This window comes from Psychrobacillus sp. NPDC058041, from assembly GCF_042885655.1.
Classification (GTDB): Bacteria; Bacillota; Bacilli; order Bacillales_A; family Planococcaceae; genus Psychrobacillus.
Map to the genome: position 1 here is coordinate 1 of NZ_JBHVRO010000003.1, position 12,750 is coordinate 12,750.

General features: G+C 36.8%; 13 protein-coding genes and 2 pseudogenes. 12 read left to right on the plus strand and 3 right to left on the minus strand.

Going from position 1 to position 12,750, the window contains the following annotated elements; genetic code table 11:
• Positions 1-433 precede the first annotated feature (433 nt).
• The 6 genes and pseudogenes from ACFVR1_RS05165 to ACFVR1_RS05190 all read left to right on the plus strand — a co-directional run bounded on the left by ACFVR1_RS05165 (position 434) and on the right by ACFVR1_RS05190 (position 4,568).
• On the plus strand, positions 434-907 hold the full coding sequence (locus tag ACFVR1_RS05165; RefSeq protein WP_387581262.1) for a GNAT family N-acetyltransferase: 474 nt from the start codon (positions 434-436) through the stop codon (positions 905-907).
• Between the two features lie 320 nt (positions 908-1,227).
• Positions 1,228-1,515 carry a hypothetical protein gene (locus tag ACFVR1_RS05170; protein WP_387581265.1) on the plus strand — a complete coding sequence of 96 codons (288 nt, stop codon included), beginning with the start codon at positions 1,228-1,230 and terminating at the stop codon, positions 1,513-1,515.
• Between the two features lie 240 nt (positions 1,516-1,755).
• Positions 1,756-2,184 (plus strand): annotated as a pseudogene (locus ACFVR1_RS05175) (hypothetical protein); the annotation flags it as partial.
• Between the two features lie 213 nt (positions 2,185-2,397).
• Positions 2,398-2,874, plus strand: a complete 477-nt coding sequence (locus tag ACFVR1_RS05180) for a hypothetical protein (RefSeq protein ID WP_387581267.1) — start codon at positions 2,398-2,400, stop codon at positions 2,872-2,874.
• Positions 2,875-3,083: 209 nt separating this feature from the next.
• Complete coding sequence (locus ACFVR1_RS05185; RefSeq protein WP_387582409.1) at positions 3,084-4,076, plus strand: zinc-dependent alcohol dehydrogenase family protein; 993 nt, start codon at positions 3,084-3,086, stop codon at positions 4,074-4,076.
• Between the two features lie 207 nt (positions 4,077-4,283).
• Positions 4,284-4,568: a hypothetical protein gene (locus tag ACFVR1_RS05190; RefSeq protein WP_387581270.1), complete on the plus strand. Its 285-nt coding sequence runs from the start codon at positions 4,284-4,286 to the stop codon at positions 4,566-4,568.
• 91 nt (positions 4,569-4,659) lie between these two features.
• Here the strand turns inward: ACFVR1_RS05190 and ACFVR1_RS05195 are convergent, their stop codons facing one another.
• The 3 genes from ACFVR1_RS05195 to ACFVR1_RS05205 all read right to left on the minus strand — a co-directional run bounded on the left by ACFVR1_RS05195 (position 4,660) and on the right by ACFVR1_RS05205 (position 6,856).
• Positions 4,660-5,355 (minus strand): class I SAM-dependent methyltransferase, encoded by a 696-nt coding sequence (locus tag ACFVR1_RS05195; protein ID WP_387581272.1) that lies wholly within the window; start codon positions 5,353-5,355, stop codon positions 4,660-4,662.
• A gap of 96 nt (positions 5,356-5,451) precedes the next feature.
• A complete protein-coding gene (locus ACFVR1_RS05200) occupies positions 5,452-6,360 on the minus strand; it encodes an NAD(P)/FAD-dependent oxidoreductase (RefSeq protein WP_387581275.1) in 909 nt (302 codons plus the stop codon).
• Between the two features lie 94 nt (positions 6,361-6,454).
• Positions 6,455-6,856 carry an Rrf2 family transcriptional regulator gene (locus ACFVR1_RS05205; protein ID WP_387581278.1) on the minus strand — a complete coding sequence of 134 codons (402 nt, stop codon included), beginning with the start codon at positions 6,854-6,856 and terminating at the stop codon, positions 6,455-6,457.
• Between the two features lie 464 nt (positions 6,857-7,320).
• Here ACFVR1_RS05205 and ACFVR1_RS05210 point away from each other — a divergent pair.
• From ACFVR1_RS05210 to ACFVR1_RS05235, 6 genes and pseudogenes are all read left to right on the plus strand, one after another.
• Positions 7,321-7,578 (plus strand): annotated as a pseudogene (locus ACFVR1_RS05210) (GNAT family N-acetyltransferase); the annotation flags it as partial.
• Positions 7,579-7,584: 6 nt separating this feature from the next.
• Entirely contained in the window at positions 7,585-7,800 is a 216-nt protein-coding gene (locus tag ACFVR1_RS05215) for a hypothetical protein (RefSeq protein ID WP_387582412.1), read from the plus strand.
• A 172-nt stretch (positions 7,801-7,972) separates the two neighbouring features.
• Positions 7,973-8,647: a response regulator transcription factor gene (locus ACFVR1_RS05220; RefSeq protein ID WP_387581281.1), complete on the plus strand. Its 675-nt coding sequence runs from the start codon at positions 7,973-7,975 to the stop codon at positions 8,645-8,647.
• Positions 8,644-10,011, plus strand: coding sequence for a sensor histidine kinase (locus tag ACFVR1_RS05225; protein ID WP_387581283.1), 1,368 nt, complete (start codon positions 8,644-8,646; stop codon positions 10,009-10,011). Before ACFVR1_RS05220 ends, ACFVR1_RS05225 begins: the two co-directional genes overlap by 4 nt.
• A 186-nt stretch (positions 10,012-10,197) precedes the next feature.
• A complete protein-coding gene (locus tag ACFVR1_RS05230) occupies positions 10,198-11,178 on the plus strand; it encodes an alpha/beta hydrolase (protein ID WP_387582414.1) in 981 nt (326 codons plus the stop codon).
• Between the two features lie 463 nt (positions 11,179-11,641).
• Positions 11,642-12,391, plus strand: coding sequence for an aminoglycoside phosphotransferase family protein (locus tag ACFVR1_RS05235; RefSeq protein ID WP_387581285.1), 750 nt, complete (start codon positions 11,642-11,644; stop codon positions 12,389-12,391).
• The last annotated feature ends 359 nt before the right edge of the window (positions 12,392-12,750 follow it).

A 12,750-nucleotide genomic window follows, 5' to 3' on the forward strand; every position in this document is an offset into this window, starting at 1 on the left:
TTTGAAAACACTAATGTTGAACAATTGAATGCTGTGGTTCTTCCACGCAATGTAGCTTCAAATAAAGTAATAGCAAAATGTGGCTTTCATCTTAGAGGGAATGTTGAGATTGAAGGGCAACTACATTATCATTACACGCTTGCAAAAAAATAATTGATGAATTAAGTTTCTTCAATAATCGGGTGCTTACTTCAAGCAGGAGTAAGGCCTTTTTTCTTATTGAACTAAAGGGGCAGTTTAGTTGAACAATAGTCATTAGCTTTTATTCAACAATCGGGTCATTAACGGAATAAGGAAAAGTATTATTAGTGCAAAATCAAAGTGTTTAATCATGGAATATTTTAGTTCATAAAACGGATTTAATATTCCAAAAATTATTTGCAACAGGAACGTGTGTTTGTTAAAATCAAGTAAACGACAAAGGGGAAGTATGATGAGTAACATAATTCTTCGAAATGTGATTGAGGATGACCTTCCTATTTTTTTTAAGCACCAACAGAACCGTGAAGCGAACTATATGGCTGCCTTTACGAGCATAGACCCCAGTGATTGGGATAGCTTCACTACACACTGGAACAAAATTCTTACGGATAATGATATTATGAAGCAGACGATCATTATCGAAAATAATGTGGTTGGGCATATTTCACGTTTTGAGCAGTTTGGAGAACCAGAAGTTAGCTATTGGATTGGAAAGGAATATTGGGGAAAAGGAATCGCAACCAAAGCTTTAAGGGAATTTCTAAAACACATTACAATTCGTCCTCTTTATGCTCGTGCTGCGAAAGATAATGCCGGATCTCTTAAGGTTTTAGAGAAATGTGGATTCGTGATTACTGGTGAGGACAGTGGGTATTCTAATGCACGTGGAGAAGATGTGGAGGAGTTTATTCTCACCCTCAAATAAAGAAATCTAGAAGTTTAATGTTAATTACGTTATAGGGCGCTTTTCTTTCGTAAGAAGGCGTCTTTTTGATATGACCCTACAGATCAACGGATTAGATTTTGTTAAGATAAAAAAAATTGTGAAGATTTTCACTTAAACTAACGGAGTGCTTTACTTGAAGATTATTGAGCTGTTTAGACAGCTCTTTTTCTTATTCAACTAAAGCAGCAGTTTAGTTGAATAAGGAACACTTAAATTTCTATGTTACAAAAGGAGAATACAGTAGTAGATTGTAAGTGTATAATTTACATATAAATTTTAAAAAGGAAAGGAGATTCTATATGTCTGAGTACATATTTTATTACGGTATCATTGCGATTATTGTATTTTTGGTAATAGGTCTTTTCAAAATAGCGAAAAAAAATAAAGATAAGAAAATATCATTTGTATTTACTAGTCTAGGAATAAATATGTGTGCTTTACCTTTATCGTTTTTTATTGGTGGTATGGCGACTGATTCAGGTGATTTATCTCTTTTTTGGAACGGTTTTTTCTTTGTACAGGGGATTCCATTACTCATTTTGTTAGTAAGTATTTTCCGGTTATTAATTAAGGAAAAAAAAGCATGAATTGAGTTGTTTATTCTAAAACTGAGATAAAGGAAAGAGGTGCTTTAGTTAAACAAGACCATCATTTTTTTCGATGGTCTATTTTTACGGCCAAAACATCAAGTAGATTTCGGCGAATCAGTGTGAAATGTTACACTTAAACTAACGGGGCAGGTTAGTTTAAGAAGGAATTAAGAATTTGCAAGGAGGAAATGTTCATGGCTCGTAGAAAGAAAATAAAAGTCCCTTGGAGATTTATTTACAATACCTGTTAATAATGAACTGATGACTATCGGGCAAGTCGTATATAAAGGTTCTACTTCTGATGTTTATATTATTTTTGATTGCGTATATAAACAAGGTGAATCAATAAATGATGTTACAAATAGTCCAATAATGTTTATAGTCAATACAGTCGATACGAAGCTTGAATACTCTGAATGGAAAGTAGTCGGGAATAAAAAAATTCCTGAAGCTCTAATTCTTCCGACATATATTGCTGACACGTTAGATGGGTTCGTTGTTTTGGATGCAGGCGGAAAAATAATAAGACATGCGACAGAAAATGATGTGAAATGCTTACCTACTCTTAGGTCTGTTTCGCCAGTTATTCTTGAAGATGCAGTAAAAGCTAAATTTGGTAATGAGGAATGGTATCCATACTTAGACAATCTTTTATATAGACCATGATTTTTCACTAACGGGTGCTTTAGTTAAACAAGTGGCTTCCTGTAAGGTAGCTTTTTCTTATTAAACTAACTGAGCAGGTTAGTTTAAATGATAAGGGATTTTTTTAAAGGTGTTGAAGTAATTGTTATGTGGGGGAGTATCTAAAAGAAATCGGTCGAGATTGACCATGATAGCAGTATATATAAAGATAATTCGAAAGGAATTGGTCTTAAGATGAAAAAAATTAAGTATTTAGCGTTTGCGATAGTTATAGTTTTATTATCAATCTATCTCTATAAGAGTTTCATATATTATTTGATTCCTTTCAATCCTATTAAGGAGTACTCATCTGAATCCGATGTTGACTTTCATATTACAAAAAATCTCCCTAATGGCGAAGGAGTCAATGCAAAATGCCATGATACAAAAACTTGTGGCTTAGTTTTGGAATACCTTAGCGGTCTAAAGTTAATACCTTTAAAGGATAAGGCAGCACAAGAAATGATTAATTATGAAAATGCAACCTATTTTAATGGGATGCTAAAGTTTAATGAATCGGAAATGATATTTATCTCGGATATATTTATAGACACCCCTAATGTCCTTCGTATTAGTTCTTCCATAACTGGGTTCAAGGATGGATATTATGAAATTGAGGATTCTACTTTTGACTATAACTATATTTATGATTTGATTGGTGATACCAAATAATAACGTCGATTAAATGTATAGGTCTGAACTGAATCACCTTTTTCTTTGGTGCTATTGTTACAGCAAACGGGCGCGATTATGGAATAAGCTTAACTTTTCATCTTCAACTCATGGGTGCTTTACTTCAAGAGGGAGTAAACTAACGCAGCAGTTTAGTTGAAGATGACATAATTAAATAAATCTGATTTATATTAAGGAGACTAATAGTGTTGGATGCAAAATGTATTAAATTCTATGAATTCGGTAGTCCTAAAGAGGTTTTAAAAGTTGAAGACAAAAGCATTGAACCACCAAAAGATAATGAAGTCCTTGTTCGAATGTTAGCACGTCCTATCAATCCTTCTGACTTAATACCGATTAGAGGGGCATATTCTCATCGGATTTCATTACCAAATATTCCTGGTTATGAAGGAGTTGGAATTGTAGAAGATGTTGGTTCTTTAGTTTCCCCTAATCTTATTGGAAAACGTGTTTTACCTTTACGCGGAGAAGGCACTTGGCAAGAATTTGTTAAGACATCAGCAGAATTTACAGTTTCTATACCTGATTCTATTGATGATTTTACGGCAGCGCAGATGTATATCAATCCCATTACAGCTTTGGTGACTTGTACAGAAGTTTTAAAATTAAAACCGAATGATGTTTTATTGGTTAATGCATGCAGTTCTTCTATTGGGCATATTTTTGCTCAATTATCGAAGGTTTTAGGTTTTCAATTGATTGCAGTGACTAGAAATAATAAATCTACAGAAGATTTACTCCATCTGGGTGCTTCTTATGTGATAGATACTTCTAAAGAATCGCTTTATGAAACAGTTATTGAATTAACAAATGGAATGGGTGCAGATGCTGCTATTGATTCCGTTGGAGGTTCATTTGGAAATGACTTGGCTTTTTGTGTCCACCCTAATGGGAACTTTTTAGCCATCGGTCTTTTATCAGGGATACAAGTAAACTGGGCAGATATTGTAAATAAAGCAAAATTGAATGCTAATATATTTCATTTAAGGAATTGGAATAAAAATGTCTCCGTAAATAAATGGCAAGAAACCTTTAATCATTTGATAAGACTAATAGACGAGCAAAAATTGAGCTTGATGATGGTAGATTCTAAGTATGACTTGTCGGATGTGAAAAAGGCTATTGGTGTTATTGAATCTTCTAGAATAACCAAAGGGAAGGTTTTTTTAACAAGCTATTGAGTTAATTCTTCTTTAACTAACGTGGTGCTATAGTTAAACAAGATCATCATTTCGAGGGTCTATTTTTTATCCAAAACATCAAGTAGATTTCAGAAATTGTTACACTTAAACTAAACAGGAGGTTTGGTGAAGTGCATGGTAAGGATTCCATCAACTTGAAACAATCCTCAATATCAAACGTCAAATCCTGTTAAAGGGGATGTCTCAATGTTCCAAATTGGGTCGATTTTTATATTACTTATGTCATTTTTACTCTTAGGTTGTAAAGATAATACTATGGTAAGTATTCAATCGATTATTTTAGAAGATGAAGCAAAGAAAATGGTATTGGATGCTCATTATGTCCAAAATGAAAAAACAGAAATCCTTTCAGTTGAATTAAAGAACAATAGGTACTATATTGAATGGCAAATTGAGGGAGACTGTCAGCGTGGAATAGATAGTGTTAATAGTGATGGTGAAATTAAAATTATTGAAGCTAAAATCTGTTAAAGGGAGCGTTAATCCAAGAAGGATTAACGCAAAACAAGCTCTTTTTGGATGTATATCTTTCACTTAAACTTATCGATTATGATCAATCAAATCATTTCGCATGGCAAATCCAGCCAGCGAAAAGACCAGTTGAATAAAATCGAGTTATATTTATAAAACCAGATTCTTCTAGGAGTTGCTCAATGTGATGTTCCGGAATGAAAGAAATATTCATAATACCTTTGCCCATCTCGTCCAATTTAGACGAATCGTACCCGACATCAAAGAAAAAGCTTTTCCATACATTTATTCTGTCTTGAAGTTCGGCATCATCAGGATCTCCGTATGCGGTAACGAGTACGAATGGAGCTCCCGGCTTCAACTTATCCTTAATGGTTCTAAGCAGTTTCAACTTCTGTTGTACATCTTTTATGAAGTGAAGAACTAAGATACAACTTGCAGCGTCGAATTTAGAATCTGCAGGTGACAGGTCAGCAATCGTTCCCTGAATAAGTCTGACACGACTTTCTAAGCCTAATTGAATGGATTTATGCATAGCCATCTGAAGCATCTCTTTAGAAGGGTCCACGCCGGTAAATGTCCATTTGGAGTTAGACGGTCCCCATGCAGCTAGTTCATTTCCACCACCCGCTCCGATGACGAGCAATGATGACTCTTTTTCGCCCAATTGAGATCGAAAATAGGATTGAACCATCGCAAATAGCGTGTCATATGTGGGAATCGAGACTCGAGAGTTTTCCTCGTATGCAATCGTATTTTTGGAATTGAATGTAAGATCTTCTGTCATTATAATCCTCCTTCATTGTTTAATTTTGTAGTGAAGTGTCACTGGTTGTAAAAGGACTTTGAGGCATTTCACCGAATTTTCATACCTTCCTCATCTTCAAAAACGTTCCGTTGTTAAATCCATATTTACAGAAAATGCAGCTTTACTACCATCTGCAGCAGCAATCAGTAAAGAAGAGGGTCCTGCTTTCTCCATTTCACCAGCAATATATATGTTTTTTATAGATGTACGTCCAGCACCATCCGTTACAGCCGCTCCCAACTCATTTAGCTCGCAGCCTACTTTTTCAACAAATTTGTTTGGACGATAAAAAGATGGCATGACAAATCCGCCTATTCTTGTGATGATCTCTCCAGACTCAAACTCAACCTGTTGTAAATAGCCATCCTCACCGTGAAATTTTAGAATCGGTTCTGTCATCACCTTAATGCCCCGTTGTTGTAACTGTTCGAATCCTACTATAGACATTTCATTGCCATTCGTTGCAACTACTAAATCTTCTGACCAGTTATACACAAGTTTTGCCAAATGAAGCGAGTGATCTTCTTTTTCAGCGATGATAACTAAGGGTTTATCCCGAAGTTCCCACCCATCACAATACGGGCAACTAAACAAACTTTTCCCGTAGTATGTTTTAATAGCCGGAATGGCCGGAAACATTTCTTGCACCCCTGTTGCCAAAATCACTTTTTCTGTATTGTATTCATGCCCGTCCTTTGTCTTGACCTTTAATCGCTCAGTAGTAGGTTCTTTAGTAATTTCAGTAACCGTCGTGTTAAAAATAGATACGGACGGATATTTTTTCAATTCATCTAAACCTAGGTTCTTAAATTCCTGCGGTTTAATGCCATCCCGTGTAATAAAACCATGCGACTCTTGCGTAACTCTATTCCTGTTCGTCCCATCATCCAACACGGCTATCTTTCTTCTTGCTCGGCCTAACGTTAAGCCAGCACTTAAACCAGCTGGTCCAGCCCCAATAACCATACAATCAAAAATCGTCATTTTCCTCATTCCTTCTTTTCATGTAAATTTATTTTTTTAATTAAAGACATACGATGTCTTTAATGTCTATTATGCAGTTTAAAAAAACGACGGTTTAAAGAGTCACCGTCATTTTCTTTGCAAGATCGCCTATTGTTTGATTGAATAATTCTTGCTCCATCTTTTCTTCTGCAGAAACCATAATCTTTTGAATTAAGCAGTCGGGATTGTCGTTTTGGCAGCAATCAAATAAGGACGTTGATCCTTCAATGGCATGAATAATTTCTAAAAACGAAATCGCTTCCCAATTCGGTTTTAGTTTATAGCCACCATTGGCTCCTGATACCGATTCAATCATGCCTGCCTTGACTAGTTTTGTTAAGATTTTGGACAAGTAAGTAGGAGAAACCCTTTGATGCTCAGCCAATTGTTGGACGCCCAATCGCTTGTCAGGAGCAACCGCTGTTAGATACATCATCGTATGAAGTGCATAATTCGTCGCTTTAGAATATTTCACGTTACTAAACCACCTCAATTACAGACTTTAAGTGTCTATAATAACTTTTATTCTTTTGAGTGTCAACTAATAAAGGGTACCTAGCTTTGATAGATCTACAAATTATGTTAGCACCTAACACTTTCCTAATTCAGAATTCAAAGAGAACGCACAGCTAGTAAAACCAACTGATCACGCTGTTTTATTGGGTGTGAAAGTTGGGTTATTAACTTACTTTTATCGTTTCATACAGCCCGTTTTCGTTTTCCAGCATAAATGAGTTCACTATCACACTTTAGACACTTGGCCTAATTATAGCTAAAAACAAATGCACAGAGCATTTGCATTTGTATACTCTCACTATAAAGATTGTTAAAAAATGTACTTAAACTATCTAAGCAGGTTAGTTCAATAAGCAATGAGAAAAAGTTATATATTATGTGTCGATGTAGAACTATAATATACAAAAATCAGGAGGTAATTATATGTTAATATATATAAATTATACGACAGAACACCCTAATAACTTTGATTAATTACTAAACCTATATGAATCTTTATGATGGAATTCACTTAAATTAACAAGTAATGATTTGGAACGAATGTGCAATCAAAGTTGATACGCCATTTACGCATTTGATGAAAAATAATTAGTGGGTATGGGACGTGTTATTTCAGATGGTGTAATTACTGGAGTAGTTTGTGGAATATGTGTTCTACCAAGCTATCTGTCCGAAGGAATCGCCGCCATGTACAAATCGCGCTGGGCAATTGAATCATTTTGCCGCTGGATTAAGCTGAATTTGAACGTTCCCGTATTGTTTGGCACAACATCCAATGCGTTGTTCAATCAGTTATTCACAGCTATAATTGCCTATGCTTTGCTGAAATTTCTTCGTGTACAAGGGCAAAAGACAAAACAAACACTTGTCATTTGCAGGTTTTACACGTCTGTTTCTTTGTGAAGCCTTGTCAATTGAGTGGCAAATTAGTTTGAAAGAAACACTTGAATTCTACAGGTCGATAAATCAAGAAACTGTATTACTTTGGTTAATCAACATACCAACATACGTGTTAATTTATAGTATAATGATTACTTGAAATAATGCAGTGGAAAACAGGGAAAAGAGGGAACCGATGCCTACTATACTAGTTGCTGACGACGATGCGAACATTCGCGAACTCGTCTGTTTATTTCTACGCAACGACGGATTCGCAACAGCTGAAGCAGCGGACGGCAAGGAAGCACTGGCCGTCTACACCTCAACGAATGTCGATCTTGTCGTACTTGACATTATGATGCCGATTATGGATGGTTGGACGTTATGCAAGGAGCTCCGAAGAGCCAATCCTGATCTACCTTTACTTATGTTGACTGCGAGAGGAGAAACATGGGAGAAAGTGAAAGGTTTCGAACTTGGGACGGACGATTATTTAACCAAACCATTCGATCCGTTAGAGTTGACGGTTCGTGTTAGGGCACTACTCAAACGATACAAGATTGGCTCCACTCAGACGATCCATTTCGGGAACGTCATCCTTGATCGACAGACCTATAAGGTGATGAAAGGGACGGAGTCGCTTACGTTGCCGCTAAAGGAGTTCGAATTGCTGTATAAGCTCGCTGGAACACCCGGACAAGTCTATACGCGCGTGCAGTTGATCAATCAGATTTGGGGTATCGATTACGCCGGAGATGATCGAACGGTAGACGTACATATTAAACGCCTGCGTGAACGGTTCGCGACAACACCCGATTTTCGGATCGAAACGGTGCGCGGGCTTGGGTATCGGCTTGAGGTTTATGAATGATCAGATCCTTATATATACGTGTTGTCCTGACATTTTTAGTCTCCATCATCGGGGGCACGATCATTTCTTTTATGGTGTCAACTTGGATATTCGAAGATAAATTGAACGAAAACGCTCAAATCAACTTACGTAACTTTGGCCAAGACATTGTCCGGATTTACAAGACCCTTCCGTTACGTGAAGCGGACTTGTTCGTAAGTGAAATGAAGCAGCTCGATTCTTATTATATTCGAATTTACGAAGCAACGGGTCAGTTCAAGTCTTACGGTAAACTTCACGGACACAAACCTGCGACTGTGACGATGGAGCAACTAAAGAAAGTATTAGATGGAGGTGTGGTTCAGGACACTCCTAATGGTATTGCCACGGTCCTCTTAGGGTTGCCGTTGAAAACGGAAATGGGAACGAAAGCGATATTTTTAGAAGCGCTTGCACCTCCTTCAGCCTCTTTTGTCACAAAGTGGGCATTGGTCTTTGCAACATGTTCGTTGATTGCGGGAAGCTTATTGATTCTAGTTGCCTCTGTATTCCTGGTAAGACCGATCAAAAAGCTGACAAAAGCGACCAAGCGGATAGCATCTGGAGATTTCAACGTCAAGTTGAATATTAAGCAAACGAGTGAGCTGGGTACTTTGGCTCGCAGCTTCGAAGAAATGATGCACGATCTGCAGCAACTTGAGCAGATGCGCAGGGAATTCGTAACGAACGTGTCGCACGAGGTTCAGTCTCCGCTCACTTCGATATCCGGTTATGCTCTAGTGCTTAAGCAAGTTGACCTTTCAGAATACGAACGAAGCCGGTATCTTGATATTATCATCGCTGAAGCGAAAAGGATGTCCAAAATGAGCGATAGCCTGCTAAAGCTGAGTTTGCTTGAATCGCAGTCAAAGCAACTGCGGCTCGTCACGCTCAGCCTCGATGAACAAATCCGAAGGATAATCGTGGCGCTCCAGCCACAATGGTCTGCTCGCGATATACATTTCGAGCTTGATTTACAGACAGTTAAAGTAACGGCTGATCATGACCTGTTAAATCAGGTATGGACGAATATCCTCAGAAATAGCATCAAATTTTCCGAGGATGCCAGCGTGATTAACGTAAGCATCAAACAAGATATCAAAAACGTGACAATCCTAATATCCGACACTGGTATTGGTATTCACCTTGACGACCAGAAGCGTATATTCGAGCGTTTTTTTAAGGCCGATCGTTCCCACAGTCGTAAGTATGACGGAAGTGGTATGGGACTCGCTATCGTTAAACAGATCGTGTCGCTTCATCAAGGTGACATCCGAGTGAAAAGTGAACCTGGTCAAGGAACGACCTTCATTGTCACCTTGCCAATCACTATACCAACAGATTAGTTAGATTCATTCTCTATGCTACGACTCATATGCAAGGTTACTTGCATATAGAGCTGTAGCATTTTTTTTGACAGTTCATATTCAGTTCATATTGTCGTCATGGGGAGTACATCTTCATTGGTTAAGATTTCATTACAGGCACATGAAGGAAGGCAAACAAACAGATCAGGACAGGAGAAGATGACAGTGACACAACAAGAGGAAAAGAAAACGCGGAGTGGAATGAAAATAAAGAAAGTGCGAAACATCTTACTTAAAATCATAGGAGCAATCGTTCTAGCCATTGTACTTTTTTTAGGTATTGTTTATATCGCAAATGTGATGAGTAGTCATTCGGAGCAAAAACGAATAGAGCCCTACGGGCAGCACGTATCTGTAGACGGGAAAAACATGAATGTGTTAATTCAAGGCGAGGGCGAGGAAACGATCGTGCTCCTGCCTGGTTATGGAACAGCTACTCCAGGGCTTGATTTTAAGCTTCTTATCGATGAATTATCTCCATTTTACAAAGTTGTTGCGGTAGAGCCTTTCGGTTATGGATTAAGTGATGAAACTGTAAAAGAGCGAACCACGGAGAATATGGTAAGTGAAGTTCATGAAGCTCTACAGCAGCTTAATATTAACAGATACATGCTCATGGGCCACTCCATTACAGGCATTTATGGAATTGATTATGTGAACAAATATCCAAACGAGGTGACTGCATTTGTCGGAATCGATAGTAGTGTTGCAACACAACCGGGTATGGATGTCAATTTCCCATTAAAAACGTTTGCATATCTCAAAAAATCAGGTCTCTTAAGATTGACTATGAAAATCAGTGCTGACCCCTATGCTGGACTGGCATTTGATGAAAAAACCGTAGAGCAAATGAAAATGATTTCGAATAAAAACATGTATAATGACACAACCTTGAATGAGATGGAACATATTTCGTCTAATTTTAAAGGGGCTCAAGGTTTAACCTTCCCTAAATATCTTCCACTTCTTCTCTTTGTACAAGCGAATAATGAAGATGTAGCAGGATGGATACCTCTGCATGAAGGGCAGATCAAAGACTCGGTACATGGAAAATTAGTAACCATGGATGGATCACATTATTTACACCATACCAAATTCAAAGAAATCGCTGAAAACGTTAGACTATTTATGAAAGAAGTAAAGTAAGTGTTCAGAGAAAGGTTCATCCGTTATTTTATGCATTTGTCTACAGTCTACAAGACCATCATTTCGATGGTCTTTTTTATGTCCAAACAGTTGTATATTTCCAAACCAAGATTATACTTTCGACTGAAAGACATTGGGTTCATTTTCATATTAACTAACGGAGCAGTTTAGTTGAAGAAGAAGGGTTTTAGGGAATGGTGTTGAATAAGTTAACATATGTAAATTATTCAACAAAAGAGGTGTTTTACTTCAAGTCTGGGTTGGCACTTTTTTATTGAACTAACGAAGCAGTTTAGTTGCAGAGGATACACATCTATTGGGAAGGATTTTTCTCTATATTTAACGAATAAAACCCATTAGCTACTTTTGGCTTAGAGGGCAAATTATGAAATATTATAAGTTAATGATGGACTATAACTGTACTAATGAAGCAGGTTAATTAAAAATGTAGGGAGAGAACCCAATGATTTTAGGTAATCCAATAGCAAGAGGAAATACTGCAAAAATTTATCTTTCCGATAACAAAATAGTGAAAGTTTTTAACGATTTTTTGCCAGATACGGAATCCGAAAATGAAGCAAATAAACAAAAATATGCCTATTCATGTGGACTTCCTGTACCTAAGGTATTAGAAGTTACCAAGATAAATGGAAAACAAGCAATCATAATGGAATATGTTAAGGGAGAAACATTAGCAGATTTAATGTTGAAAGATAACGAACAAGCAGAATATTACATGAATATTTCAGTCGATATGCAACTTGAAATTCATAGCATTATTCCAGATGCAATCGAACCAATGTATGATAAATTATACCGTCAGATTGAGTCTGTGACTAAATTAGATAAAAGACAAAAATCTTATTTGTTAAATAGATTGGAATCATTTACATACGAGAATAGGCTCTGCCATGGTGATTTTCATTTATTTAATTTGATTATGACAGATAACCAAGTGGTAGTTATAGATTGGGTTGATTCGAGTGCAGGAGATATTCGTGCTGATATATATCGGACCTATCTTTTATATTCCCAATTTTCGTCTGAATTAGCTGATATGTATTTGCGACTTTATTGTGAAAAGAGTGGACTTTTAAGGTCTGAAGTTTTTCAATGGGCTCCTATCATTGCTGGAGCAAGATTATCTGAAAGTGTCTCATCGGAGAATTCAGAACGACTTATGGAGATAATAAATCACTACTTCCCATTATAATATGACAACACTATGTGCGTAATTTCACTTAAACTAACGGGTGTTTTAGTTGAATATTCGGTTTCCGAAATAATCAATCTTTATTCAAAATAGGGGCTATAATTTTCTATTAGAATCAGCATTTGTAGCTGTGTTTTAATCAATCTTTATTCCAAGCCAACATTTAGAGGATCAAAAAAACTGGTTAGTATAACTAACCAGTTTTTGCGTCACAATCAAGTTGTTTAGGTCACGACCGAGTTGTATGCGAACAAAAACGCATTTGGGAAATTGGCTCATGGATTGCTTGGTGGTTCTTTGTCAAAAGACAAAGTGGATCACAGCAATGCTTATATTTCGTTGGCATTAGTTGAAAAAGA